This is a genomic window from Nocardioides ferulae (assembly GCF_003660455.1).
GTDB lineage: Bacteria > Actinomycetota > Actinomycetes > Propionibacteriales > Nocardioidaceae > Nocardioides > Nocardioides ferulae.
In genome coordinates this window covers 192,355-218,235 of sequence record NZ_QZVR01000002.1, presented here as the reverse complement: position 1 = coordinate 218,235, position 25,881 = coordinate 192,355, and the positions used below count along the sequence as shown (strand labels likewise).

At 72.9% G+C, this 25,881-nt stretch carries 26 protein-coding genes; 3 read left to right on the top strand and 23 right to left on the bottom strand.

What is annotated here, in order from left to right:
- Positions 1–87: 87 nt before the first annotated feature.
- The 4 genes from trmD to rpsP all read right to left on the bottom strand — a co-directional run bounded on the left by trmD (position 88) and on the right by rpsP (position 2,690).
- Complete coding sequence (gene trmD, locus D6B71_RS04085; protein ID WP_121252291.1) at positions 88–1,236, bottom strand: tRNA (guanosine(37)-N1)-methyltransferase TrmD; 1,149 nt, start codon at positions 1,234–1,236, stop codon at positions 88–90.
- Positions 1,237–1,246: 10 nt separating this feature from the next.
- Entirely contained in the window at positions 1,247–1,822 is a 576-nt protein-coding gene (gene rimM / locus D6B71_RS04080) for a ribosome maturation factor RimM (RefSeq protein ID WP_240641063.1), read from the bottom strand.
- Positions 1,823–1,911: 89 nt separating this feature from the next.
- A complete protein-coding gene (locus D6B71_RS04075) occupies positions 1,912–2,154 on the bottom strand; it encodes an RNA-binding protein (protein ID WP_121252289.1) in 243 nt (80 codons plus the stop codon).
- Positions 2,155–2,159: 5 nt separating this feature from the next.
- The gene (gene rpsP / locus D6B71_RS04070) at positions 2,160–2,690 is read right to left on the bottom strand and encodes a 30S ribosomal protein S16 (protein ID WP_121252287.1); all 531 of its coding nucleotides are present in this window, start codon (positions 2,688–2,690) and stop codon (positions 2,160–2,162) included.
- Between the two features lie 185 nt (positions 2,691–2,875).
- On the opposite strand from rpsP, the gene D6B71_RS04065 reads away from it, so the two are divergent.
- Positions 2,876–3,481 (top strand): hypothetical protein, encoded by a 606-nt coding sequence (locus tag D6B71_RS04065; RefSeq protein WP_121252285.1) that lies wholly within the window; start codon positions 2,876–2,878, stop codon positions 3,479–3,481.
- Between the two features lie 15 nt (positions 3,482–3,496).
- Here D6B71_RS04065 and D6B71_RS04060 read toward each other — a convergent pair whose 3' ends face one another.
- From D6B71_RS04060 to D6B71_RS04050, 3 genes are all read right to left on the bottom strand, one after another.
- Complete coding sequence (locus tag D6B71_RS04060) at positions 3,497–4,819, bottom strand: UDP-glucose dehydrogenase family protein (protein ID WP_121252283.1); 1,323 nt, start codon at positions 4,817–4,819, stop codon at positions 3,497–3,499.
- Positions 4,820–4,903: 84 nt separating this feature from the next.
- Positions 4,904–5,977, bottom strand: coding sequence for an amidohydrolase family protein (locus D6B71_RS04055; RefSeq protein WP_121252281.1), 1,074 nt, complete (start codon positions 5,975–5,977; stop codon positions 4,904–4,906).
- 21 nt (positions 5,978–5,998) lie between these two features.
- Positions 5,999–8,068, bottom strand: a complete 2,070-nt coding sequence (locus tag D6B71_RS04050; RefSeq protein WP_121252279.1) for a glycoside hydrolase family 3 protein — start codon at positions 8,066–8,068, stop codon at positions 5,999–6,001.
- A 147-nt stretch (positions 8,069–8,215) separates the two neighbouring features.
- Here D6B71_RS04050 and D6B71_RS04045 point away from each other — a divergent pair, with 147 nt between their 5' ends.
- On the top strand, positions 8,216–9,385 hold the full coding sequence (locus D6B71_RS04045; RefSeq protein WP_121252277.1) for an ROK family transcriptional regulator: 1,170 nt from the start codon (positions 8,216–8,218) through the stop codon (positions 9,383–9,385).
- A gap of 3 nt (positions 9,386–9,388) precedes the next feature.
- On the opposite strand, the gene D6B71_RS04040 is transcribed toward D6B71_RS04045, so the two are convergent.
- The 10 genes from D6B71_RS04040 to smc form a co-directional block, all read right to left on the bottom strand.
- Positions 9,389–9,757 carry a hypothetical protein gene (locus D6B71_RS04040; protein ID WP_121252275.1) on the bottom strand — a complete coding sequence of 123 codons (369 nt, stop codon included), beginning with the start codon at positions 9,755–9,757 and terminating at the stop codon, positions 9,389–9,391.
- Positions 9,758–9,761: 4 nt separating this feature from the next.
- Entirely contained in the window at positions 9,762–11,336 is a 1,575-nt protein-coding gene (ffh, locus tag D6B71_RS04035) for a signal recognition particle protein (RefSeq protein WP_121252273.1), read from the bottom strand.
- Positions 11,337–11,469: 133 nt separating this feature from the next.
- A complete protein-coding gene (locus tag D6B71_RS04030; protein ID WP_121252271.1) occupies positions 11,470–13,689 on the bottom strand; it encodes a [protein-PII] uridylyltransferase in 2,220 nt (739 codons plus the stop codon).
- A 12-nt stretch (positions 13,690–13,701) separates the two neighbouring features.
- A complete protein-coding gene (locus D6B71_RS04025; protein ID WP_121252269.1) occupies positions 13,702–14,040 on the bottom strand; it encodes a P-II family nitrogen regulator in 339 nt (112 codons plus the stop codon).
- A 175-nt stretch (positions 14,041–14,215) separates the two neighbouring features.
- Positions 14,216–14,554 (bottom strand): P-II family nitrogen regulator, encoded by a 339-nt coding sequence (locus D6B71_RS04020; RefSeq protein WP_121252267.1) that lies wholly within the window; start codon positions 14,552–14,554, stop codon positions 14,216–14,218.
- Entirely contained in the window at positions 14,551–15,912 is a 1,362-nt protein-coding gene (locus tag D6B71_RS04015; protein WP_206051551.1) for an ammonium transporter, read from the bottom strand. The genes D6B71_RS04020 and D6B71_RS04015 overlap by 4 nt, the downstream gene beginning before the upstream one ends.
- Positions 15,913–16,167: 255 nt before the next feature.
- Positions 16,168–17,331 carry a signal recognition particle-docking protein FtsY gene (gene ftsY / locus D6B71_RS04010; protein WP_206051550.1) on the bottom strand — a complete coding sequence of 388 codons (1,164 nt, stop codon included), beginning with the start codon at positions 17,329–17,331 and terminating at the stop codon, positions 16,168–16,170.
- Positions 17,332–17,424: 93 nt separating this feature from the next.
- On the bottom strand, positions 17,425–17,643 hold the full coding sequence (locus D6B71_RS04005) for a hypothetical protein (protein WP_121252265.1): 219 nt from the start codon (positions 17,641–17,643) through the stop codon (positions 17,425–17,427).
- A 134-nt stretch (positions 17,644–17,777) separates the two neighbouring features.
- A complete protein-coding gene (locus tag D6B71_RS04000) occupies positions 17,778–18,233 on the bottom strand; it encodes an acyl-CoA thioesterase (protein WP_121252263.1) in 456 nt (151 codons plus the stop codon).
- Positions 18,233–21,808: a chromosome segregation protein SMC gene (smc, locus tag D6B71_RS03995; protein WP_121252261.1), complete on the bottom strand. Its 3,576-nt coding sequence runs from the start codon at positions 21,806–21,808 to the stop codon at positions 18,233–18,235. Before smc ends, D6B71_RS04000 begins: the two co-directional genes overlap by 1 nt.
- A gap of 133 nt (positions 21,809–21,941) precedes the next feature.
- Here smc and D6B71_RS03990 point away from each other — a divergent pair, with 133 nt between their 5' ends.
- The gene (locus D6B71_RS03990) at positions 21,942–22,367 is read left to right on the top strand and encodes a hypothetical protein (protein ID WP_121252259.1); all 426 of its coding nucleotides are present in this window, start codon (positions 21,942–21,944) and stop codon (positions 22,365–22,367) included.
- A 3-nt stretch (positions 22,368–22,370) separates the two neighbouring features.
- Here the strand turns inward: D6B71_RS03990 and D6B71_RS03985 are convergent, their stop codons facing one another.
- The 6 genes from D6B71_RS03985 to coaD form a co-directional block, all read right to left on the bottom strand.
- Positions 22,371–22,589, bottom strand: coding sequence for an MreC domain-containing protein (locus D6B71_RS03985; RefSeq protein WP_121252257.1), 219 nt, complete (start codon positions 22,587–22,589; stop codon positions 22,371–22,373).
- Between the two features lie 118 nt (positions 22,590–22,707).
- Positions 22,708–23,622 carry a bifunctional DNA-formamidopyrimidine glycosylase/DNA-(apurinic or apyrimidinic site) lyase gene (gene mutM, locus D6B71_RS03980; protein WP_121252255.1) on the bottom strand — a complete coding sequence of 305 codons (915 nt, stop codon included), beginning with the start codon at positions 23,620–23,622 and terminating at the stop codon, positions 22,708–22,710.
- Between the two features lie 5 nt (positions 23,623–23,627).
- Positions 23,628–24,491, bottom strand: coding sequence for a ribonuclease III (rnc, locus tag D6B71_RS03975; RefSeq protein ID WP_476739129.1), 864 nt, complete (start codon positions 24,489–24,491; stop codon positions 23,628–23,630).
- Positions 24,446–24,631, bottom strand: coding sequence for a 50S ribosomal protein L32 (gene rpmF / locus D6B71_RS03970; RefSeq protein ID WP_121252253.1), 186 nt, complete (start codon positions 24,629–24,631; stop codon positions 24,446–24,448). Before rpmF ends, rnc begins: the two co-directional genes overlap by 46 nt.
- Before the next feature lie 74 nt (positions 24,632–24,705).
- Positions 24,706–25,200, bottom strand: a complete 495-nt coding sequence (locus D6B71_RS03965) for a YceD family protein (RefSeq protein WP_121252925.1) — start codon at positions 25,198–25,200, stop codon at positions 24,706–24,708.
- Between the two features lie 181 nt (positions 25,201–25,381).
- The gene (gene coaD, locus D6B71_RS03960) at positions 25,382–25,879 is read right to left on the bottom strand and encodes a pantetheine-phosphate adenylyltransferase (protein WP_121252251.1); all 498 of its coding nucleotides are present in this window, start codon (positions 25,877–25,879) and stop codon (positions 25,382–25,384) included.
- Positions 25,880–25,881: the final 2 nt, after the last annotated feature.

The following is a 25,881-nucleotide window of genomic DNA, read 5'->3' as shown; positions in this document are numbered from 1 at the left end:
GCGGTCCTTCGGCCGACATGGCCGAGGAGCAAGTCTGCCACACGGCAACGGCCGCCGGAAAACCAGCGGCCCGGGCTCGCGGCCTGCTCAGCGACGACGTTTGGTCAGCACCACCGGCCCCGAGCGCCCCGGCAGCGTCTCGCGCACCGAGAAGCCGGCCTTCTTGTATCGCCGTAGGTTGTCGACGCTGTGCTTGCCGGTGAACAACCGGTACGCCGTCGCCTCGGCCGGCGCGGTCCGCTGGGCGTGCTCGAGCAGCAGCCGGCCCAGCCCGCGGCCGCGCAGATCGGGCGCCACCATCAGCCGGCCGATCTCCCACGTCTGCCCGTCCAGCCGTCCACGCACCGAGCCCACCAGGCGTCCGGCGGATCGCACGACGTAGGTGTCCCACTCCTGCAGCGAACCCTCGACGTCGGCGAGCCCTTCGTGCAGCGGCGGGATCGTGAGGTCGTCGTTGACGATGGCCTCGGTCACCCAGCAGGCGAGCTGGAGGGTGAGGATCTCCGCGGCGTCGGCACGCACGGCCGGGACGATCCGCCAGTCGTCGACGACCCGGCTGGGGTGCAGCAGGTCGGGTCGGCGCGCCGCGGTGCGCCGCTCGGCCTGGTCACGGCGCCAGTCGGCGACCGCCCCGTGGTCGCCGGACCGCAGCACCCCCGGCACGTCCAGGCCGCGCCACGACGGCGGCTTGGTGTAGACCGGGTACTCCAGCAGGCCGCCCTCGTGTGACTCCTCGACCAGCGACTCGGCGTTGCCCATGAACCCGGGCAGCAGCCGCACCACGGCCTCGGTGATCACCAGCGCGGCCGCCTCGCCGCCGTTGAGGACGTAGTCGCCGATCGACACCTCCCGCACCTCGGTGCGGGAGGCGGCATGGTCGAGGACCCGCTGGTCGATGCCCTCGTAGCGGCCGCAGGCGAACACCAGTCGCTTGCGGGTCGCCAGGTCGCGCGCCAGCGCCTGCGTCAGCGGCTCGCCCGACGGTGTGGTCACCACCAGCGTCGCACCGTCGAGGCCGAGCTCGTCGAAGGCCTCGCCGAACGGCTCGGGCTTCATCACCATGCCGGCGCCACCGCCGTAGGGGGTGTCGTCGACGGTGCGGTGGCGGTCGTGGGTCCAGCGCCGCAGGTCGTGCACCCGGATGTCGAGCAGGCCGGCGGAGCGGGCCTTCCCGGCCAGCGAGAGCTCCAGCGGGGCCAGGTAGTCGGGGAAGATCGTCAGGTAGTCCAACCGCACCGGAGGGGCCTCACTCGTCGTCGGGTCCGGGACGGACCAGCCCGGGGCGGTCGGCCACCACGACCCGCCGGGCGGCCAGGTCGACCTCGGGCACCAGCGCCTTCACGAAGGGAACCAGGGCGTCGCGGCCGTCGGGGGTGCGCACGCTGAGCAGGTCCTGGGCGCCGCCGTGGACGACGGCGGTGACCTCGCCCAGCGCCGTGCCGTCGACGTCGTACGCCGCCAGCCCGACCAGCTGGTGGTCGTAGTACTCGTCGGGGTCCTCGGGGGTGGCGTCGGCGGGGACCTCGGCGTGCAGCACGATCCCACGGGCGGCCTCGGCGGCGTTGCGGTCGGGCAGCTCGGCGAAGGTGACCAGCAGCACCGTCTGATGCCAGCGGGTGGCGGTCACGGTCAGCGAGCGCAGCGTGCTGGCCGATCCGGGCGGAGGGACGGCGCGCAGCACGGCACCGGTCGCGAACCGTCGCTCGGGCTCGTCGGTGCGGACGTCGAGGGTCACCTCGCCGCGGATGCCGTGCGGCTTGCCGATCCGGCCCACGACCACGTCGATGACAGGGTGGTCCGGCTCAGGGGTGTGCGGGGGCACTGGACTCCTCGGTGGTGTGCAGAAATGGCGCATGGGCGCCGCCCCGGAGGGCGGCACCCATGCGTGTGTACTCGTGCGGCGTCCGGGGCTCAGCGGCCGCGGTCGACGTCGACGAAGTCGATCCGGGCGCCGCCCCTGCCGGCCAGTGCCCCGATCACCGTGCGGAACGCCGAGGCGGTGCGGCCGCCCCGGCCGATCACCTTGCCGAGGTCGTCGGGGTGGACCCGGACCTCGAGCAGGGAGCCGCGCCGGAGCTGCTTGTCGCGCACCCGGACGTCGTCCGGGTGCTCGACGATGCCCCGGACCAGGTGCTCGAGCGCGTCGGCGAGCATGATGCTCAGCTGTCCGTCTTGGGCGCGTCGGCCGTCTCGGCCGCCTCGGCCTCGACGGTGGCGTCCTCAGGGCTCTGGCCGGCGGTCACCGGAGCGGCCTCGGGGGCCTCCTCCGCCTTGGGCTCGGCCTTCTCCGCCTTGGGCTCGGCCTTCTTGGCGGCCTTCTTGGTCACGGCCTCGCCGGTGTCGCCCTTGTGCGCCTCGGCCAGCGCCTCGTTGAAGACGTCGAGCTTGTCGCGCTTGGGCGCGGCGGTCTTCAGGGTGCCCTCGGTGCCGGGCAGGCCCTTGTGCTTCTGCCAGTCACCGGTGATCTTGAGGATGGCCTCGACGGCCTCGGTCGGCTGCGCGCCGACACCGAGCCAGTACTGCGCCCGGTCGGAGACGACGTCGATGTAGGACGGGTCCTCCTTCGGGTGGTACTTGCCGATCTCCTCGATCACCCGGCCGTCGCGCTTCTTGCGGGAGTCGACGACGACGATGCGGTACTGCGGCACCCGGATCTTGCCCAGGCGCTTCAAGCGGATCTTGACGGCCACGTTTGTGGTGTCTCCTCAGGAATTGGATGTCGGTGAGGGTCGGCGCGCGGGTGGGGTCCGGCGCCGACGAACTCGATGGGCACTGCCGCGACCGGATGAGAGGGTCCGGGCGCGCAGGACACAGCGGCCGATTCTGCCAGACGAGGACGTCGCGCAGAAAATCGGCCATGCGCCAAGATGGGGACATGGCCTCCTCGACTCCCCCACCGTACGCCGGGGTGCCCGGCGCCGTGCCGACCCCGCCCCGCAAGCCGCGCCCCAGCGGGTGGTGGTTCGCGGTCGGCGTGTTCCTGCTGGTGGCCGCGGTCGGGGCGGGCGTCGGGCTGTTCTGGTGGACGCTGTCGGGGTTCTTCTCGACCGACGACTCGGTGCCGGTGGACGGGCGGCCTCACCAGGTCTCGGTGGGCACCGACGGTGACCGGATGCTGTGGACCGAGGAGCTCCTGACCACCACGTGCACGATCGTCGACTCCGAGTCCGGGCAGGTGATCCCCCAAGACGACGTCGGCGCCGACTTCACCCGCGCCACCCGTGGGCCCCAGATGATCGGCTCGACGACGTTCGACCCGGGGTCTGGGCGGCTGGAGGTCACCTGCGTCGACGAGTTCGCCGGCGGCCCCGGGGCGGACGGGGGCGAGGTGGAGATCGGGCCGGCGCCGAAGATCGCCAACTTCGCGCTCGGCATCATCGCCGGGATCGTGGTCCCGCTGTTGCTGGGGCTGGCCGGGTTCATCGTGCTGCTCGTGACCGGCATCCTCTTCGCGACCCGGCCGGCCCGGCCGAAGGGCTGACCTCTCCGGAGAGCGTCAGGGGCGGCCGAGGGCGCGGTAGGTCCAGCCCGCGGCCCGCCAGGTGACGGGGTCGAGGCAGTTGCGGCCGTCGATCAGCCTGGGCGTGGCGACCTGCTCGCGCAGCGCGACCGGGTCCAGCCCGACGTACTCGGGCCACTCGGTCAACACCATCACCACCTCCGCGTCCGCGACCGCGTCCGCCACGGTCTCCGCGAACGCCAGGTCCGGCCACCTCTTCCGCGCGTTGTCCAACGCCTTCGGGTCCGTCACCCGCACCTGCGCACCCTGCAACTGCATCTGCGCGGCCACGTTCAACGCCGGCGAGTCCCGGATGTCGTCGCTGTCGGGCTTGAACGCCGCCCCCAGCACCGCGATCCGCCGCCCCACGATCGACCCACCACACACCTCCCGGGCCAGGTCGACCATCCGCACCCGACGCCGCATGTTGATCGAGTCCACCTCGCGCAGGAACGTCAACGCCTGGTCCACCCCCAGCTCACCGGCCCGCGCCATGAACGCCCGGATGTCCTTGGGCAGGCACCCACCGCCGAAGCCGACCCCGGCGTTGAGGAACCGCCGCCCGATCCGCGCGTCGTGGCCGATCGCATCCGCCAACGCCACCACGTCCGCCCCGGTCGCCTCGCACAGCTCGGCCATCGCGTTGATGAAGCTGATCTTCGTGGCCAGGAAGCTGTTCGCCGCCACCTTCACCAGCTGCGCGGTCGCCAGGTCGGTCACGATCCGCGGCGTCCCCGCCGCGATCGCCTCCGCGTACACCTCGTCCAGCAGCTTCACCGCGGCCTGGGCCTGCTCCCGGCCCTCCACGTCGGCGACCCCGTAGACCAACCGGTCCGGCGACAGCGTGTCCGCAACCGCGTGCCCCTCCCGCAGGAACTCCGGGTTCCACACCAGCTCCGCCTCGGGCTGTGCCTCGCGGACCCGCTCGGACAGCATCTCGGCCGTCCCCACCGGCACCGTCGACTTGCCCACCACCAGGTCACCGGGGGTCAGCAGCGGGAGGATGCCCTCCACCGCACTGCGCACGGCGCTCAGGTCCGCGGCGTACTCGCCCCTGCGCTGGGGAGTGCCGACACAGACGAAGTGCACCCGGGCACCGGCCGAGGACGCCGGGTCGGTCGTGAAGGTCAGTCGGCCGGACCCCAGCGTCTCGCCGAGCAGCCCCTCGAGGCCGGGCTCGTGGAACGGAGCCAGGCCCCCTGCCAGCGCGGTGACCTGCTCGGGGACGACGTCGACACCGACCACCTCGTGGCCGAGACGGGCCAGGCAGGCGGCATGGACGGCACCCAGGTAGCCGCACCCGATCACGGAGATCCGCACCCTCGGGACGGTAGGAACCGGACACACCGGGTGGCCGAACCCGGCGCGACGGCTGACGGTCGGGTGGGTGAACGCGTCGGTGCGTCAGGCGACCACGCGGCCGCGCAGCACCACCCGGGTGGGCTCGTAGAGCACACCGAGGTCGGACCGGGGATCGCGGTCGTAGACCACGAAGTCGGCCGGTGCGCCCTCCTCGAGGCCGCCGTTCCAGCCCAGCCACTCCCGGCCTCGCCAGGACGCGGCGGCCAGCACGTCCTCGGCCGGCAGCCCCATCTCGGCCATCGCGAGCACCTCTCCGGGCAGGTGCCCGTGTCGGGTCGGTCCGCCGCCGTCGCTGCCGACGAACATCTCGACGCCGGCTTCGTGGGCGGCCAGCAGCACCTCACGGCGGCGCGCGTAGAGATCGTCCATGGTGTCGGAGTAGGCGGGGAACTTGTCGCGGCCGCCGGCCGAGAACTCGGGGAACTTCGCGGTCTGCATCACCGTGGGCACCAGCGCCACTCCCCGGGCGGCCATCTGGTCGAGCTGGTCGACGGTGAGCCCGGTGCCGTGCTCGATGCAGTCGATGCCGGCGTCGAGCAACCCCTGGAGCACCTCACGGCCGAAACAGTGCGCGGTCACCTTGGCGCCGTGCTCGTGCGCGATCGCGATCGCCTCGGCGAACGTCTCCTGCGGGAACGAGGGTCGCAGGTCGCCGTCCTCGCGGGAGATCCAGTCGCCGACCAGCTTCACCCATCCGTCGCCGGCCTGCGCCTCCCGGGCGACGTAACCCGGCAGCTGATCGGGCTCGACCTCGTGACCGAAGTTGCGGATGTAGCGCCGGGTGCGGGCCAGGTGCCGGCCACAGCGCACCAGCCTCGGCAGGTCGTCGCGCTCGTGCACCCAGCGGGTGTCGGCCGGCGACCCGCAGTCGCGCAGCAGCAAGGCACCGACGGCGCGGTCGGCGAGCGCCTGGCGCTCGGTCTCGGCGTCGTCGACCGCGCCGCCGTCGTCGAGTCCGAGGTGGTTGTGGGCGTCGACCAGCCCGGGCACGATCCAGCCCGACGCGGCGGTCTCGGCGCCCGTCTGCACCTCGTAGGTGATCGCCCCGTCGACGACGTAGACGTCACGGTGTTCACCATGGGGCAGGACCGGTCCGGAGAAGCGCAGGGGTCGCATGCCGGCACAGGTTAGCCCGGCTCAACGGCCGCGGCGGGTGCGCAACCCCCATCCGTAGCCGAACAGGGGGTCGTAGTCGTCGTCGCCGACGTTGACCGGCTCCTGCTCGACGGTCCTCGGCCAGCTCACCGGCAACCGCCCGGTGAAGGCGCGCCGGCCGAAGAGGACGTCGGCGACCCCGCGGCCCTCGCTGCCGGGCAGCCAGGAGGCGACCAGCGCGTCGATGCCGTCCAGGAGGCCCGGGTCGATCGCCAGCGGGCGGCCGGAGACGACCAGCACCGTGCAGCTGCGGGCCTGCTCGCACACGGTGCGGACCGCGGCGCTGTCGGTCTCGGAGAGCTCCATGGTCTGCGGCGGGCGCGGCACCCCCTCGTCGGCGGGGTCCCATGCCCACTGCGGGCCGCCCACGTCGCCGAACCCTTCGGCGTACGGCGTCTCGCCGACCACGACGATGCCGTGCGCACCGCGCGGCACCGGCGCCGACGCGGCCTCGCTGAACCGCACGCGGCCCCGGTAGGCGTCGCGGATGCCGTCGAGGATCGTGTCTCCGGGGATCACGTTGCTCGAGCCGCCCTGCCAGGTGAGGGTCCAGCCGCCGGCCTGGTTGCCGATGTTGTCGGCGTTGCTGCCCGCTACGTAGAGCTCCGGGCGAGCTGCCGGCCCTCCACGCTTCGCCGTGCGGCGCAGTGGGAGGGTCCGATCGCGGTTGCGCAACAGCACCTGCGAGTCGGCGACGGCCCGCCTGGCCACGGCCCGGTGCGCTCGGCTGCCGATCCTGTCGATGAACCGCCGGTCGGTCATCGGCTGCTCGAACAGGCCGAGCTCGAACTTGACGGTCAGGATGCGGCCCACGGCGTCGTCCAGCAGGGTCTCGTCGACCCGTTCGGCCTCGACGAGCCCGATGAGCGTGGTGATGAACTCGCGCCAGGCGGGCTCGGTGCCTGAGCCGGGCTCCATGAACATGTCCACGCCCGCCTCGACGGCGGTCTCGACCTGGGTGGCGAAGTCGCCGGGGATCTGGTGGATCGCGCGCCAGTCGGAGACCACCAGGCCCTCGAACCCGAGGTCGCCCCTGAGCACGTCGGTGAGCAGCTCGCGGTGGGCGTGCATCTTCAGCGGGTCGCCCAGCCCGTCGTCGGCCCAGTCGACGCTCGAGAAGGACGGCATGACCGACCCGACGCCCTGCTCGACGGCCGGGCGGTACGGCGCGAGCGCGAGCGCGTCGAACTGCTCGCGGGAGACCTGGGTCACGCCCTGGTCGATCGTGTAGTCGCCCTCGCCGGTGCCGAAGCTGGTGAGCCCGTCGCCGGCGAAGTGCTTGGCGGTCGCCAGCACGCGGTCGGGTCGGTCGAGCTGCCCGGGCTTGCCCTGGAGCCCGTCGACGGCCGCGGCGCCCAGCCTGGCGGCCAGTCGCGGGTCCTCGCCGAAGGACTCGTAGGTGCGTCCCCACCGGTCGTCGCGAGCCACACAGAGGCAGGGCGCGAAGTTCCACTGCGGTCCGGACGCCCGGGTCTCGACGGCGGTGATGTGAGCGGCCCGCTCGACCAGCCGGGCGTCGCGCGTCGCGCCCAGTCCGATGTTGTGCGGGAAGACGGTGGCACCGAGCAGGTTGGCGTGCCCGTGCACGGCGTCGACCCCGTAGAGGAGGGGGATGCCGAGTCGGGTGTCGAGAGCGGCCTGTTGGAAGCCGTCGACCATGTCGGCCCACCCCTCGGGGCTGTTGTCCTCGGGCACCGAGCCGCCGCCCGAGAGGACGCTGCCGAGCCCGTGCTCGGTGATCAGCGTCGGGTCGCCGGCGACGTCGGCGCGCTCCGCCTGGGTCATCTGACCGACCTTCTCGGTGAGCGTCATCCGCCCGAGCAGGTCGGCGACCCGCTCCGCCGTCGGGAGCGTCGGGTCCTGATAGGGCAGCGTCCCCGGCGCGGTGTCGGCGTCCGACGGTGGCGTCCGCTGCTCACCGGCCAGCGCGGGCGCCGTGGTCGTGGCCAGGCAGAGCGCGGCCGCGACGGCGACGACCCCCCGGGAGGTCCGGAACCGGTGCCGGCCGGGAGCCTGCGTCGGTGGTGCGGAGGTGGGAGAGGGCAGCGACATGGGGGCCTCCTTGCCCGATCAAGAAGTGCGCGCGAGTGCGCGTCCGCCCAACGTAGGAAGCCGATTTTCGCCGGGTCAATGCGTAACGAGCCGGTAACATCGCGCCATTTAGTTCGGTTGACGGACGAATCCCCGTAGGGTGCCTGCGTGGTCAGTCACGGTTCGCTGGAGCGGCTGCGCACCGCGAACCGGCGCGCCCTGGTCTCCCTGCTGGGTGCCGAGGGGCCGATGAGCCGCGCCGACCTGGCTCGCGGCACCGGGCTCTCGCGCACCACCGTCTCCACGCTGATCGGCGAGCTGATCGCCAGCGGGCATGTCACCGAGACCACCGTGCGCGGTCGACCGCACAAGGGCGGGAGCGGGCGGCCTCCGCTGCTGGTCGCCCTGGCCACCCCTCCTGGCGTGGTGGCCGGCATCGACGTCGGCCACCGGCACGTCCGGGTCGCACTCTCGGACCGGTCGGCAGCCGTCCTGGCAGAGCAGGTCGAGTCGGTCGACGTCGACGCCGACGGCGGCGCCGCGCTGGACCGCGTCGCCGAGATCGTGACCACGCTGCTGGCCACCTCGGGCTTCGGGCGCGAGGAGCTGCACGCGATCGGCATGTGCGTGCCGGCGCCGCTGGACCGCCGCTCGGCCCGGGTCGGCACCGGCATCCTGCCCGGCTGGCGCGATCTCCCGCCGGCCGAGGAGCTGCGCCGGCGCCTCGACGTCCGGGTCGTGGTCGTCGACAACGACGCCAACCTGGGGGCGCTCGCCGAGCACAGCCGCGGCGCGGCCAAGGGCGTCGCGGACATCATCTACGTCAAGATCGCCAGCGGCGTCGGGGCCGGCATCGTGCTCGGTGGTCGACTGCACCGAGGCGCGACCGGCATCGCCGGTGAGCTCGGGCACGTGCAGGTCGACGAGGACGGCCAGGTCTGCCGGTGCGGCAACCGTGGCTGCCTGGAGACGCTCGTCGCCGCCCCCCGGCTGCTGGAGCTGCTGCAGCCGGCCTATGACGAGCCGCTCACCGAGGAGCGGGTGCTGGCGCTCGACGCCGAGGGCGACGCGGGGGTACGCCGGGTGCTCGGCGACGCCGGGCGGGCGGTAGGCCGCGCCCTGGCCGATCTGTGCAACAGCCTCAACCCCGAGCGGATCGTCCTCGGCGGCTCGCTGGGCACCTCCGGGTCGCTCGGCGAGGGGGTGCGGACCTCGCTCACCCGCTTCGCCCAGCCCGACACCGCGGCCGCGCTCCAGGTGGTCCCGGGTCGGCTGGGCGACCGGGCCGAGGTGCTCGGTGCGCTCGCCCTCGCGATCAGCCGGTCCGCCACGCTCTGAGGCTCACAGGTGCTCGAGCAGCCAGCTCGGGCGCAGCGCGACCGCGCCCGCGTGCTGGACCCGGGCCTGGAGGGCCCGGTCGGCGGTGACCACCGCGACCCGCCCAGCCCGGGCGACCGCCGCCGTGGCCTCGGCCAGGATCGTGTCGTCGCCGTTGCCGCGGGCGTGCACGGTGCGCAGGTGGCCGTCGCGACCGGCCGGCACCCCGGCCTTGGCGGCGCCCTCCAGCACCAGCACCACCTCGTCGTACCCGGGGTCGGCGACGGAGAGCTCCTCGTGCAGCCGCCGGGCGGCCCCGCCGCGGTCGCGCCACCAGCCGTCGGGGCGGCTGCCGACGACGTTCGCGCCGTCGACGACCAGCACCGAGGTCATCGGCTCACTTGAGGAACTTGGAGAAGTCCTTGGGCAGGTTCAGCGCCGCGGCGGCCTTCTCGTAGTCGACGTCCTCGGCCGCGGCGGGTGCGCCGAACGGGTTCGCACCGGCCCCCTTGTCCTTCTGGGCGGCGGCCTGCTGGGCCTTGTCCTGGGCGGCCTTGGCGGGGTTGCCCGACACCCGCTTCCTGCCCTTCTTCGCCGCGGGCTTGGCCTTGCCGCGCTTGCCGCCCATGCCGGGGAGTCCCGGCATGCCGGGCATGCCCGGCAGGCCGCCGCCGCGGGCCAGCTGCTGCATCATCTTGCGGGCCTCGAAGAAGCGGTCGACGAGCGTGTTGACGTCGGAGACCTGGCGGCCGGAGCCCTTCGCGATCCGGGCCCGGCGGGAGCCGTCGATGATCTTGGGGTTGGCTCGCTCGGCGGGCGTCATCGACTGGATGATCGCCTGGATGCGGTCGATCTCGCGCTCGTCGAAGTTCTCCAGCTGGTCGCGGAACTGGCCCATCCCGGGGAGCATCCCCATGATCTTCGACATCGAGCCGAGCTTGCGCACCTGCTGCATCTGCTCGAGGAAGTCGTCGAGGGTGAACTCGCCGTCGCCGCTGAGCTTCTTGGCGGCCTTGAGCGCCTGCTCCTGGTCGAAGGCCTTCTCGGCCTGCTCGATCAGCGTGAGCACGTCACCCATGTCGAGGATGCGCGAGGCCATCCGGTCGGGGTGGAACAGGTCGAAGTCGGTGAGCTTCTCGCCGTTGGAGGCGAACATGACCGGGCGGCCGGTCACCGAGGCGACCGAGAGCGCCGCACCGCCGCGGGCGTCGCCGTCGAGCTTGGTGAGGACGACGCCGTCGAAGCCGACGCCGTCGAGGAACGCCTGGGCGGTGCTGACGGCGTCCTGGCCGATCATCGCGTCGACGACGTAGAGGACCTCGTCGGGGTGCACGGCGTCGCGGATGTTCGCCGCCTGGCTCATCATCTCGGCATCGACGCCGAGCCGGCCCGCGGTGTCGACGATCACCACGTCGTGCAGCTTGCGCTTGGCCTCCTCGATCGAGGCCCGGGCCACCGCGACCGGGTCGCCGACGCCGTTGCCGGGCTCGGGGGCGAAGACCGGGACGCCGACGCGCTCGCCGTTGACCTGCAGCTGGTTGACCGCGTTGGGACGCTGGAGGTCGGCGGCCACGAGGATCGGGGTCTTGCCCTGCTCCTTGAGCCACAGCGCGAGCTTGGCGGCCAGCGTGGTCTTGCCGGCACCCTGGAGGCCGGCGAGCATGATGACGGTCGGCCCGGTCTTGGCGTAGCGCAGCCGCCGGGTCTCGCCGCCGAGGATCGTCACCAGCTCGTCGTGCACGATCTTGACGATCTGCTGGGCCGGGTTCAGGGCTCCGCTGACCTCTTCGCCGCGGGCCCGCTCCTTGACGGCCGCCACGAACTCCTTGACGACCGGCAGCGCAACGTCGGCCTCGAGCAGGGCGATGCGGATCTCGCGCGCGGTCGCGTCGATGTCGGCCTCGGTGAGCCTGCCCTTGCCGCGCAGGTTCTTGAAGGTCGTGGCGAGACGGTCGGAGAGTGTGGCGAACAAGTGTGTGGTCCTACGGCAGTCGCGTCAGAGTCGGGCCTAGCCTAGTCGCCGCGTTCGGCCAACGGGACATGCGCATGCGCGTGGGCCCGGGCGTGGGCATGGGCGTGGGCGTGGACAGGCGTGCGCTCGCGGCTCAGGTCCCGCCCGCACCGGTGAGCGCGTCGCGCACCGCGTGGGCCGCCTCGGCGGCCCGCAGCTCGCTGAGCGCCCCGGCCGACGACTCCTGCAGGTAGAACACGTCGACCGCCTGCGGTCCCAACGTGTCGACGTGGGCGGATCGGACGGCGACGTCGAGCCGGGCCAGCGCCGCGCAGACCAGGTAGACCACGCCGGGACGGTCGGCGGTGCGGACCTCGAGCACCGTCGCCTGCTCACTGGCCTCCGGACGAAGCAGCACCGACGGCGCCAGCTCGTCGGCGGCGGGAGCCAACCGCCGGGTCGGGTCGATCCGCCGCTCCCCCACCGCGACCAGCTGCTCGCGCAGCACGGGTTCGGCGGCCCCCCGCTCGGCGACCTCCCACACCGAGAACGCGTGCCCGTCCTGGGACCACGCCCGGGCCGCCCGCACCGGCAGCCGTTGCAGGGCCAGTGTCGCGGCCACGTCGGCCATCAGCCCGACGCGGTCCGGGGCGACGACGGTCACCCGCGCGCCGTCCACGACGTCCTCCACCGCGACCGAGACACCGCCCTCGTGGACCTCCGGTGGGACGGGGACGTCGTCGGCGACCGGCTGTGGGGCGGCCGTGCCCCGGTGCAGCGAGGCGCGGCTGCGACGGGCCAGGTCGGTGACCAGCCCGGCCCGCCAGGTCGACCAGGCCTTCGGCGCGGTGGCGCGGGCGTCGGCCTCGGTCAGCGCGAGCAGCAGCTCGAGACTCTCGAGGTCCGGCAACCGTGCGGTGACCAGCTCGACGGTGGCCGGGTCGTCGGGGTCGCGGGTCGTGGCGGTCTCGGAGAGCAGCAGGTGCCAGCGCACGAGCCGGGCGACCAGGTCCACCGCACCGTCGTCGAAGCCCATCCGGGCGGCGATGGCGCGGGCCAGTGGCTCGCCGGCGACGCTGTGCGCGGTGAGACCGCCCTTGCCGATGTCGTGCAGCAGAGCGGCGACCATCAGCACGTCGGGCCGCCCGACCCTCCGGATCAGCGCGGACGCCTCGACGCAGGTCTCCACGACGTGCCGGTCGACGGTGAAGCGGTGGATCGGCGACGCGTGCGGGAGCAGCCGGATGCGCTCCCACTCCGGCAGGATCCGCGACAGCGCGCCGGTCTCTTCGAGGGTCTCCCAGACCGCCAGCAGGCCGCGTCCGGCGGCGAGCAGCCGCACGAGCAGCTGCCGGGCCTCGGTGGGCCACGGTTCGGGCAGCGGCGCCCCCTCCCGGGCCAGTCGGGCCGCCGTGGGCGGCGCCAGCACCACGTCGCTCTCGGCCGCGGCAGCCGCCGCCCGCAACAGCAGGAGCGGGTCCTGCGCCGGGCGCGCTGTCGCGTCGAGCACCACCTCTCCCGCGGAGAGCGCCACCCCCGGGGCGAGCGGGGTGAGCGAGGGTCGCCGCTCCCCCGGGCCGCTGGGCCGGGCGAGCACCGCGTCCACCCGGCGCCAGGTCAGGTGGGACAGGTGCGTTATCCGCCGACCCAGCCGGCGCACGTGCACCTGGGCGGCCCGCCCGTCGGGGAGGTCGAGGCCGACGGCCAGGTCGTCCCACCGCTCGGGTCCGATCCGGTCGGTGGCCCGGCCCGCGGACGCGTGCAGCAGGTCGCGTACGTCGAGCAGCGCCAGGCGGGAGCGCTCGAGGTCGGCATGGGGTACGTCGACCAGCCAGGTGGCCACCAGTGCCTTGAGGACGGTGGCGTCCCGGAGGCCGCCCTCGGCCTCCTTGAGGTCCGGCACGGAGACGTGCGAGAGCTCGCCGACCAACTCGTGGCGGGCGCGCACCAGCGCGCGCAGGTCCGGGAGCCGCTCCCGGGCCTGGCGTCTCCACTGCGCCAGCACGGTGGTGCGCAGTCGCAGCGTCAGGTTGGGGTCGCCGGCCAGGTGCCGCACGTCCAGCAGTCCGAGCGCGACCTTGAGGTCGGCCTCGGCCGCGCTCAGCATCTCCGCCACCGACCGCACGGAGTGGTCGATGCGGAGGCCGGAGTCCCAGAGCGGGTACCAGACCCGGGAGGCGACCTCGCCGGGCTCGACGCCGGAGTCGGAGACGAGCACGACGTCGAGGTCGGAGTGCGGGGCCAGCTCGCCGCGGCCGTAGCCGCCCACGGCGACCAGCGCCACGCCGGTGTCGCCGCCCCCGGCCCCCGTGTAGGCCGCCGCGCAGAGCCGGTCGGCCTGGAGCGTGCGGTGCGCTCGGTCGGCGGCGGTCATGCCGGGGGCCCGTCAGATCGCCGCGCCGTCCCGTTCGCCGGTGCGTACCCGGAGCACGGAGTCCACCGGGCTGACCCAGACCTTCCCGTCGCCGATCCGGCCGGTCTGGGCGCCTTGGACGATCGCGTCCGCCACCGGGTCGACCTGGGCGTCGTCCACGACGATCTCGATGCGGATCTTTGGCACCAGCGCGACGTCGTACTCCGCACCGCGGTAGACCTCGGTGTGGCCCTTCTGCCGGCCGTAGCCGCTGACCTCGCTGACGGTCATCCCCGCCACGCCGACGGCCTCGAGGGCGGCGCGGACGTCCTCCCACTTGTGCGGCTTGATGACGGCGGTGACGAGCTTCATGCGGACTCCTGTGCGGTAGGGCCGGGCGGGCCGGGACTCCTCGAGCCGGGACCGGAGCGTCCCGACGGGGCGATCATGCCGCAGGGGGCGGCGACGCGGGACCCTCCGGCACCCGTCTCGAGGACGGGCGCCGGAGGGCCGGGGTGTCACTGGTGTGGCAGGTTCGGGAGGCTGCTCAGAGCGCCGCCTCGTCCTTGTCGCCGGTGCGGACCCGGATCACGGTCTCGACCGGGGTGACCCAGACCTTCCCGTCGCCGATCCGGCCGGTCTGCGCGGTCTTGACCACGATGCCGACGACGTCCTCGACATCGGCGTCGTCGACGACGATCTCGATGCGGATCTTCGGCACCAGCGCGATGTCGTACTCCGCGCCGCGGTAGACCTCGGTGTGGCCCTTCTGCCGGCCGTAGCCGCTGACCTCGCTGACGGTCATCCCGGTCACCCCGAAGGTCTCCAGGGCCTCCCGGACGTCCTCCCACTTGTGCGGCTTGATCACCGCGGTCACGAGCTTCATGCGTTGGCTCCTTCCGAGGCCGGTGCGGTCGGCTTGGGCTCGGCGGTGGTGCTGCCGGCCAGCACGGACTGGGTGCGCCGGGCACCCGTGCCCGGGGTGAGGTCGTACGCGGACTCGCCGTGCTCGGCGAAGTCGATGCCCTCGACCTCGTCCTCCTCGCTGACCCGCCAGCCCATGACCGCCTTGATGAGCAGGCCCACGATAAGGGTGGCCACGGCGGACCAGATCATCGCGAACAGGGCCACGACGACCTGAACGACCAACTGCTTGAGACCGTCGCCGTAGAAGAGGCCACCCGACGTCGCGAGGAAGCCGATGCCGATGGTGCCGACGAGGCCACCGACCAGGTGCACTCCGACGACGTCGAGCGAGTCGTCGTAGCCGAAGCGGTGCTTCAGGCCGACCGCCAGGGCGCAGAGCGCACCGGCGACGGCGCCGAGGATGATCGCGCCGACCGGAGACAGGGCGCCGCACGCGGGGGTGATGGCGACCAGGCCGGCGACGATGCCCGAGGCGGCGCCCAGAGAGGTGGCCTTGCCGTCGCGGATCTTCTCCACCAACAGCCAGCCCAGCACCGCGGCGCAGGTGGCGACCGTGGTGTTCAGCCAGACCAGGCTGGTCTCGTCGATCCAGTACTGCGCGTTCTCCTCGGCCGACATGTCACCGGGCACCCACGAACCCACGTTGAAGCCGAACCAGCCGAACCACAGCAGCCCGGCGCCGATCATCGTGAGGGTCAGGTTGTGCGGCTTCATCGGCTCCTTGCCGAAGCCGAGCCGCTTGCCGATCAGGATGGCCAGGACCAGGCCGGCGATGCCGGCGTTGATGTGGACGACCGTGCCACCGGCGTAGTCGATCGGCGCCACCTCGGCGCCGCCGTCGCCGGAGAAGATCAGGTCGGCCAGGCCGTTCTCGGCGCCGGACAGGAAGCCACCGCCCCAGACCATGTGGGCGAGCGGGAAGTAGGACAGCGTCACCCAGATCGGGAGGAAGACCATCCATGCCGAGAACTTCACCCGGTCGGCGATCGCACCGCTGATCAGGGCCGCGGTGATCACCGCGAAGGTGAGCTGGAACGCGACGCCCATGTAGCCGGCGCCGGAGATCCCGTCGAGGCCGAAGGTCTCGAAGGGGTTGTTGAACAGCAGGGCGACATCCTCGGTGCCGTAGGACATCGACCAGCCCCACAGCACGTAGACGACACCGATGACGCCCAGTGCCGAGAACGACATCATCATCATGTTCAGCACGGACTTGGACCGGCTCATGCCGCCGTAGAACAGCGCCAGTCCGGGCGTGGTCATCAACAGGACAAGCGATGCCGACATCAGCATCCAGGCTTGCAGGCCGTAGTCCATCGAACCTCCAGGGTTTGCTCTCGGGAGGACGGCCAGCGTGTCGCTGACGGCACTGTCACGCGCCGGCCCGTCCGTTGCGAGAACCCTGTTGTCCCGAGGTTTCACCCCACGCCGCGAGTTGTTGCGGCCAGGAAACGAGTCCCGGGGTTGCGTTACTTCCGCGTTACGGACCCGAGGTGGGGGTTTGCGCTGCACGGGAAGGGGGGACCGCCGGCAGCGGCTCGCGCCCTTCGCGATGCCCGCACCGCGAGCTCCTCAGGAACCGCCCAGGAGCGCGTCGACGAAGGCCCCGGCGTCGAAGGGCGCCAGGTCGTCGGCGCCCTCGCCGAGGCCGACGAGCTTGACGGGAACGCCGAGCTCGCGCTGCACGGCGACGACGATGCCGCCCTTGGCGGATCCGTCGAGCTTGGTCAGCACGATGCCGGTGACGTCGACGACCTCGCTGAAGACGCGGGCCTGGACCATGCCGTTCTGGCCGGTGGTCGCGTCGAGGACGAGCAGCACCTCGGTGACCGGTGCCTGCTTCTCGATGACCCGCTTGACCTTGCCGAGCTCGTCCATCAGGCCGGCCTTGTTCTGCAGCCGGCCGGCGGTGTCGACGATGACGGTGTCGACCCCGCGGTCGACCCCCTCCTTGACCGCGTCGAAGGCGACGCTGGCCGGGTCGGTGCCCTCGGGGCCACGCACGACGTCCACGCCCACCCGCTCGCCCCAGGTGGCGAGCTGGTCGACCGCTGCGGCCCGGAAGGTGTCGGCCGCGCCGAGCACCACCGTGCGGTCCTCGGCCACCAGGATCCGGGCGATCTTGCCCACCGTGGTGGTCTTGCCGGCACCGTTGACCCCGACCACGAGCACCACCCCGGGCTGCCCGTCGGCGCCGCTGACGCGCAGCGCCCGGTCCATGGTCGGGTCGACGAGCGTGAGCAGCTCCTCGCGCAGCACGCTGCGGGCGTCGGCACCGCCCTCGACGCGCAGCCGCGTGCGCAGCCGATCCACCAGCTCCTGGGTGGGCGTCACCCCGACGTCGGCGCTGAGCAGGGTGTCCTCGATCGACTCCCAGGTGTCCTCGTCGAGCCGGTCGCGCGAGAGCAGTGCGAGCAGCCCCCGGCCGAGGCCCCCCTGCGAGCCGGCCAACCGCTGGCGGAGCCGGACCAGACGGGACGCGGTGCCCTCGGGGCGCTCCAGGGCGGGGGCGGTCGGCTCGACCGGCAGCGTCTCGGGCTCGAGCGTGGCGGGCGGTGCCGATAGCTCGACCGGTTCCACCTCGCCCTCGACGGGCGGCGGAGCCAGGACGTCGGTGTGGGTGTTCGGCAGCGGCTGCGGGCGCCGGCGCCGGGAGACGAGGAGTCCCGAGACGGTCGCCACCAGGGCGAGACCGACCAGCGCGACGATCAGGATAACAACGGCCAGAGCGTCCATGGCCGCCATCCAACCAGAGCGCACCAGGGCCCCGAATTCGGCGGGGCGACCCACGCCGGAGACGCCTGGCGACGCCTCGCGAGTCAGCCAGGCTCAGCCGCGAGGCGCGCGGGAGTCGGCCTGATCCTGCCAGGCGGCGATGTCATCGGCTTCGGAGTCGACCGTCGGCAGGGACTCGGCCGCCCGGGCGAGCATCTCCCCCAGCCAGGGCGCCGAGCTGATCTCCCGGCCACGCAGGGGGTAGGCGACGAAGGCGAGGACCAGGCCACTGAGAGCCAGGATCACGACCATCACGGACGAGATGACGAACACGCAGGCGCTCCCGAGTCAGACGGACGACCCCGGTCGGGGCGTCGCTCCCACCGTGGCACATCCGAGCCGACTTCCACACGCCCGGCCGGATCTCGGGCGCGTCGAGGTCAGCCTGCAGCCACGTGGATGCAGGCTCAGCCACGCAGCAGCGGGAGCACCGCGGCTCGGATCGGGTCGGGGATCGGGGCCACCCGCCGGGCGGGGTCGGTGTTGTCGACGTAGACGTGGACGAAGCGGCCCTCGGCCGCGGCCACCGCCCCCTCACCGTCCGCATCGCCTTGGAACAGCCCGATGCGGTAGACGATCGAGGAGGTGCCGACCTTGTCGACGACCAGGCCCGTCTCGACCGGCCGGGGGAAGCCGATCTCGCGGAAGTAGCGGCACGAGGTCTCCGCGACCACACCGATCTGCGGCAGCCGGCGCACGTCGAGTCCGGTCGCCTCGTAGAGGTGGGCGTTGACGGCGGTGTCGAACATCTCGTAGTAGGTGGCGTTGTTGAGGTGACCGTAGGCGTCGTCGTCACGCCAGCGGGTGGTCACGGTGCGCCACGCGACATAGTCGGCGCGGGAGGGCCGGGTCACCGGGGGCATCAGGCGGGCTCCGCTTCGCGCAACCGCTGGCTGATCACCGTCGAGACGCCGTCGCCACGCATCGTGACGCCGTAGAGGGCGTCGCCGACCTCCATGGTGCGCTTCTGGTGGGTGATGACGAGCAGCTGGGAGTTCTCGCGCAGCTCCTCGTAGATCTCGAGCAGCCGTCCCAGGTTGGTGTCGTCGAGCGCGGCCTCGACCTCGTCGAGGATGTAGAACGGCGAGGGCCGGGCCTTGAAGAGCGCCACCAGGAACGCGACCGCGACCAGTGAGCGCTCACCGCCGGAGAGCAGCGAGAGCCGCTTGACCTTCTTGCCCGGCGGCCGGGCCTCGACCTCGACCCCGGTGGTGAGCATGTCGTCGGGCTGGGTGAGCACCAGACGACCCTCACCCCCCGGGAAGAGCCGGGAGAAGGTCGACTCGAACGCCTTCTCGACGTCGGCGTAGGCCTCGGTGAACACCTGCTCGACGCGGTGGTCGACCTCACGGACGATGTCGAGGAGGTCGCGGCGGGTCTTCTTGAGGTCCTCGAGCTGCTCGGTGAGGAACCGGTGCCGCTCCTCCATCGCGGAGAACTCCTCGAGGGCCAGCGGGTTGACCCGCCCCAGGGCGCTGAGCGCGCGCTCGGCGGCGCGCAACCGCTTCTGCTGCTCCTCGCGGACGTAGGGCACCGGCTGGGGCGGCTCGGCTCCCTCCTCGGCCGCCTCGGGAGCCAGGACGGGGACCAACTGGTCGGGGCCGTAGTCGCCGACGAGTGCCTCGGGGTCGAGGCCGAGCTCGTCGAGGGCCCGCTGCTCCAGCTGCTCGATACGCATCCGCTGCTCGGCCCGGGCCATCTCGTCGCGATGGACCGAGCTGACCAGCTCGTCGTTCTCCTTGCCCAGGTCGCGCAGCCGGGCACGGACCGCGATCAGCTCCTGCTCCCGGCCGGACCGGGCCTGCTCGACCTCGGACTTCGCCCGGGCGGCGGCGTCCAGGGAGACCTCGAGCCGCGCCAGCACGTAGCCGACGCCGGTGCCGACCGCCTCGGCGGCACGGCCCTCACGGAGCAGCCGCTCGCGACGCTCGGCGGCCCGGGCGCGAGCCTCCCGCTCGGCCCGCGCGCTGCGCAGCAGCGCGTCGGCCCGGCCGTGGATCGCCCGGGCCCGCTCCTCGGCCGTGCGCAGCGCCAGCCGGGCGTCCATCTCGGCCTGCCGGGCGACGCGTGCCGCCTCGGTCAGCTGTTCGCGGACGCTGGTGTCCGGCTCCTCCTCGGGAGCCTGCTGCGCCGAGGCGAGGCGGGCCTCGAGCTCGGCCAGGCCGGCGAGGTCCTGGTCGCGGGCGGCCTCGGCCTTCTCGATCGCCTGGGCGAGCCGCTCGGCCTCGCCCCGCGCCGCACGCGCCTGGGAGCCGTGCTGGCCGAGCTCCTCGGCGACCGCCGCGAGCGTCGCGTCGGACTCGTGCAGCTTCGCGAGCGCGACGTCGGCCCGCTTCTGGGCCTCGAGCCGCTCGGCCTCCAGCCGCGAGGTGTCGAAGGTGAGCCGCTCCGAGGCGGCGATGGCCTCGGCGAGCTGGGCCGCGGCCTCGTCGACGGCTGCCTGCACCTCGATCAGGCTGGGCTGGCTGGAGGAGCCGCCGGCGGCGACGTGGGCGCCGAGGACGTCGCCGGCCCGGGTGACCGCGGTGACCTCGGGGAGGTCGGCCAGCAGCGCGCGGGCGGCGGCCAGGTCGTCGACGACCGCGACCCGGTCGAGGACCCGGGCCAGCGCCGCCGCCAGCTCGGTGGGGCACTCGACCGCGTCGATGGCGTACGACGCGTGGCCGGGCAGCTGCGGCCAGGCGGAGCGAGCGGGGCGATCCGTGGCCGGGCCGGCGTCGCCGAGCAGCAGTGGGGCCCGGCCCAGGTCGTCGCCCTTGAGGTGCTCGATGGCGGCGATCGCGGCGTCGGCATCGCGCACCGCGACCGCGTCTGCGGCATTGCCGAGGGCACTGGCGACGGCGGTCTCGAAGCCGGTGCGGACGGTCAGCAGCGCGGCGACCGAGCCGAGAAGGCCCGAGACGGAGTCGGAGGCGGCGAGCAGTGCGCCGGTGCCGTCCTTGCGGCGCAGTCCCATCTCGAGGGCGTCCTTGCGGGCCGCGAGCGCGGAGCGCTCGCGGTCGGCCTCGGCCGTCGCGGCCCGGACCTTGGCCAGGCGCTCCTCGAGGTCGGTGAGCAGGCCGACGGCCGCCTCGTGCTCGGCGTCGAGCCCCTCCTCGCCGGCGTCGAGTCCGGCGACCCGGGTCTCCAGGGCGGTGAAGTCGCGCTGCGCGCGTTCCGCACGGGCCAGCGCCTCCGACCGGGCGAGCGTGAGACGGCCGACCTCGTCGTCGGCGGCGGCCGCGCGCGACTTCAGCGCGTTGACCTGGCCGTGCAGCCGGGCCAGCCCTTCGCGGCGGTCGGCGGCGGCGCGCTGCATGGCCGACACCCGCCGTTCCTCCTCGGCTGCGGCGTCCTCGGCGGCCTTGCGGGCGGCGACAGCCTGCTCGAGAGCCCCGCGCTGAGCGTCGACCTCGGCGTTGGTCTGCCGCTCCTGTTCTCGGACCCGCTCGGCCTCGGCCTCGAGCTGTTCGGGGTCTCGGCCCCCTCGGCCCTCGTCGGCGTCGGGGGCGGAGGCGGCATTGCGCCGTCGCTCCGCGGCCAGGGACTGGGTGCCGCGCAGCCGCTCGCGCAGTCCGGACAGAGCGAACCAGGTCTCCTGCGCCTGCGCGAGTGCCGGCAGGTCCTCACGCAGCGCCGCCTCGAGCGACGCCTCTCGCTCGCGGGCCTCGACGATCGCGGACTCGACCTGCTCCCGCCGCTGCAGCAGCGCGCTCTCGTCGGCCATCTCCTGCTGCAGTGCGGTGCGGGCGGTGACCAGGTCGTCGGCCACGAGGCGCGCCTTGGCGTCGCGCACGTCGGCCTGCACGGTCGCGGCTCGGCGGGCCACCTCGGCCTGTCGGCCCAGCGGCTTGAGCTGGCGTCGGATCTCGGTGAGCAGGTCGCCGAGCCGGTTCAGGTTGCCCTCGGTGGAGTCGAGCTTGCGCAGCGCCTTCTCCTTGCGCTTGCGGTGCTTGAGGACCCCGGCCGCCTCCTCGATGAACCCTCGTCGCTCCTCCGGCGTCGCCCGCAGGATCGAGTCGAGCTGGCCCTGCCCGACGATCACGTGCATCTCGCGGCCGATGCCCGAGTCGGAGAGCAGCTCCTGGACGTCGAGCAGCCGGCAGGACTGGCCGTTGATGGCGTACTCCGAGCCGCCGCTGCGGAACATCGTGCGGCTGATCGTCACCTCGGCGTACTCGATGGGGAGCGCGCCGTCGGAGTTGTCGATGGTCAGCAGCACCTCGGCGCGCCCCAGCGGAGGCCGCCCGGAGGTGCCGGCGAAGATGACGTCCTCCATCTTGCCGCCGCGCAGCGACTTCGCGCCCTGCTCGCCCATCACCCAGGCGAGCGCGTCGACGACGTTGGACTTGCCCGATCCGTTGGGGCCGACGATGCAGGTGATGCCCGGCTCGAGCTGCAGCGTGGTCGAGGAGGCGAAGGACTTGAACCCCTTCAGGGTCAGGCTCTTCAGGTACACCGTGGCTCCCAGCGTCAGGCAGTTCGTCGGGCCGAGGACGAGGGCAGCATCATCACAGCCGACCGTGGGGAAGCTCAGCGGACCTCACCCTACCCGGGGTTTGGGCGGGACCGGCGCAGGGAAACCCGACAGCATGATCCGCACGACATCGGTGGCCGTCGCGATGCTGCTGAGTTCGGGGCTGACCGCGCCCGCCTCCGCGTCCGAGGTCTCCGCGCCGGCCCACCGCAGCGCCACCGGCATCACCGGAAGCTGGCAGGGCGCCGTGATCAGTCAGGACGGTCCGGCGGGCTACCGCGGCAAGGTGCGCATCCGGCGCACGGACGACGGCTACGCCGCGAGGGCCCGCTACACGGCCGACCAGGACGTCATCGCCAAGACCCGCTGGAGGTACCGCGGCCGAGCCCACGGCTGGTTCGTGTTCCGTGAGCGCATGGTGGGCGCTTCCGACGGCAGCGCCGCGACCAGGGTCAAGGTGCGGCGCGACGGCGCGCGGCTCATCGTCCGCTGGCGCGACCCCAGTGGCTACACCGGCCACATGCGCGCCCGTCGGGTGTGAACCTCAGGCCGGCTGCATCTCCTGCAGCGAGGCGGGGATGGCGGCGGCCTCGAGGTCGAGCACCCGAGCAGCCTGAGCCGCCAACCTGTCGTTCTCCTCGGAGAGACGAAGCGCGAGACCCTCGAGCTCCCGCACCCGCGCCCGGAGACGGGCGTTCTCGGCGGTGAGGTGGGCGGGGGTCCGCAGGTCGCTGCTCAGGTAGCCGATCAGCGCCTTGGCCATGGAAACCCTTCCGTCGATGGTCGCCCGCGGCGGTGATTCGCGGGCCGTCTTCAAGAGTCCCACCACGAGCGGCTGGGGTCAATCCGAACACCGGAGATCGCCGGCGCGACGGGACCGGTCAGTCCGGCACCGCGGTGGACGGTGCCGGCAGCGTGCGGCGACGGCGCGGCACCGGCTGGCAGGACGGGCAGAAGTACGACGAGCGGTTCATGAACGCCACCCGCCGGATGGCGGTGCCGCAACGGTCGCACGGCTGGTCCTCCCGGCCGTAGGCGTGCAGCGAGCGGTCGAAGTAGCCGGACTCGCCGTTGACGTTGACGTAGAGAGAGTCGAACGAGGTCCCGCCCTGCTCCAGTGCCTCGCCCATCACGGCTCGCGCCTGCGCCAGGACCTCGCGGACCTGCGCCGCGGTGAGCCGCTCCCCCGGCCGGTCGCCGTGCACCCGGGCGCGCCACAGCGCCTCGTCGGCATAGATGTTGCCGACGCCTGAGACCAGGCCCTGGTCGAGCAGCAGTCGCTTCACGCCGCTCGCGCGGCGGCGCACCCGGCGGACGAACTCGTCGTCGTCGAACCGGGGGTCGAGCGGGTCCCGCGCGATGTGGGCGATCTCGGCCGGCAGGTCGGCGCCGCCCGTGGAGACCGAGAGCCCGCCGAACATCCGTTGGTCGACGAAGCGCAACTCCAGATCGGTGGTCGCCGCCGCGCCGGCCCCGGGTGCGTTCGCGGCCAGCGAGATCCGCACCCGCAGGTGCCGCTCGTCGGCCGCCCCCGGCTCCTGCACCAGGAACTGACCGCTCATGCCGAGGTGGGCCAGCAGCGCGTCGCCGCTGTCGAGCGGGAGCCAGAGGTACTTGCCCCGGCGCCGGGCGTCCTCGATGCGCCGGCCCGCGAGGGCCTGCGCGAAGCCGGAGGGGCCTCGCGGGTCGCGGCGGACCGGCCGGGGGTGCAGCACCTCGACGGCGTGGACCGTGCGGCCCAACACGTGGCGCGCGAGGCCGGCGCGGACCACCTCGACCTCGGGCAGCTCGGGCACGGCCCTCAGCCGACGCCGGAGGCCGGGGCGGGTCCGTCGCTCTCGCCGGAGGTCCGGTCGACGGCGCCCTCGACGGCGTCCTCGACCGCGCCCTGGAGGGGATCGCTGACCCCCAGCGCGGTGCCGATCTCGCCGTACGCCGTCTCGGCGGCGGCCTGCTCGGCCTCCTTCTTGGAGCGGCCCACGCCGTTGCCGTAGAGACGGTCGCCCACCCGCACCTGGGCGGTGAAGGTCTTCATGTGATCGGGGCCGTCGTCCTCGATGAGGTACTCCGGGACGCCCAGGCCGTGCTCGGCCGCCAGCTCCTGCAGCGAGGTCTTCCAGTCCAGCCCGGCACCGAGGGCCGACGCCGCCTCGATGAGCGGATCGAACAGCCGGTGCACGACCTCGGCGGAGACCTCGAAGCCGCCGCTGAGGTGGACCGCTCCGATCACCGCTTCGACGGTGTCGGAGAGGATGGAGGCCTTCTGCCGGCCGCCGGTGGCCTCCTCGCCGCGGCCGAGCTTGACGTGCTGGCCGACGCCGATGCCGCGGCCCACCTCGGCCAACGCCCGAGCGTTGACCACGGCGGCCCGCAGCTTGGCCAGCCGGCCCTCGGAGAGGTCGGGGTGCTTGCGGTAGAGGGTCTCGGTGACCACCACGCCGAGCACCGAGTCGCCCAGGAACTCCAGGCGCTCGTTGGTCGGCAGGCCACCGTTCTCGTAGGCGTAGGAGCGGTGTGTGAGCGCGCGCTCCAGCAGCTCGGGGTCCAGGTGCGGATCCCCGAGCGCGGTGCGCAGCTCGTCGTAGCCGGTCAGCGGAGCGTCCCGAACAGCGTCGGGGCTCAGAGGACCTGACGCCGCTCGGCCCGGGCGCCGTACTGGCCGCACTCGCCGCACGCGCGGTGCGGGAGGTGCTTGGCAGCACAGGCGGGGTTCGCACACGTCACCAGGGACGGCGCGACGGCCTTCCACTGCGAGCGACGGTGGCGCGTGTTGCTGCGCGACATCTTCCGCTTCGGGACAGCCATCGTTCTCTCCTCTACCTGGACCGGAGTCTCCGGCCATGTTGTCGTGCTTCGGTCAAGCGTCGTGCGGGGGTGGATCAGGGTGCTGCGTCGGGGTCCTGCTGCAGGGCGGCCAGCCCTGCCCAGCGCGGGTCCACCGGCTCCCCGTGCGTGTGCTCGGGCTGCTCGGCCAGGCGCACCCCGCACTCGGGGCACAGGCCGGGACAGTCGTCGCTGCACAGGGGCTGGAACGGCAGTGCGAGCACCACCGCGTCCCGCAGCAGGGGCTCGAGATCGATCAGGTCGTTCTCGAGCGTGCTGACCTCGTCGTCCTCCTCGGAGATGGCGTGCTCGGGATAGACGAACAGCTCCTGGAACCTCACCTCGACCTGGTTGCTCTGCGGGTCGGTGATCGGCTCCAGGCACCGGCCGCACTCGCCCTCGAGCCCGGCGTGCGCCGTGCCCGTGACCAACACCCCCTCCATGACCGCCTCGAGCCGCAGGTCGAACTCGACCGGCGAACCCTCGGGGACGCGAAGGACTTCGATGCCCAGATCTGCCGGCGCCGGAACCGTGCGTGTCACCTGACGCATGGACCCCGGGCGGCGGCCGAGCTCGCGGGTGTCGAGCACGAGCGGCGCTCTCGGGTCCAGGCTGGTCAGGGGATCACTCCGGTCCGGGCACAACAGACAGGGCGAGATCCTACTCGTCCGGTCCGTGGCCGAGCAAAACGTGCCCCTGGAGGTCGGGCGCGCGACGGATGCGGCGACCGGCTCAGCCGTCGTTCATGCTAGCCCGCTCGGCCAACCGCTCTGTCAACCGGGCGTTCACGAAGTCGGGCACCAGGCTCGAGACGTCGCCGCCGAAGGCGGCGACCTCCTTGACCAGGCTGGAGGCCAGGAAGGAGTACTCCGGGCTGGTCGGCACGAACACCGTCTCGACGTCGGTGAGCGAGGCGTTCATCTGTGCCATCTGCAGCTCGTAGTCGAAGTCGCTGACCGCCCGCAGACCCTTGACGATCGCGATGATGCCGCGCTCGGCACAGAAGGTCGTGAGCAGCCCGGTGAATCCGTCGACGCGCACGTTGGGGAAGTCGGCGCAGGCCTGCTCGAGCATGGCGATGCGCTCCTCGGCGGTGAACAGCCGGTTCTTGGACTTGTTCACCCCCACCGCGACCACGACCTCGTCGAAGAGCGTCGAGGCACGGCGCACGATGTCGAGGTGCCCGTTCGTGACGGGGTCGAAGGACCCTGGGCAGACGGCTCGGCGCACGG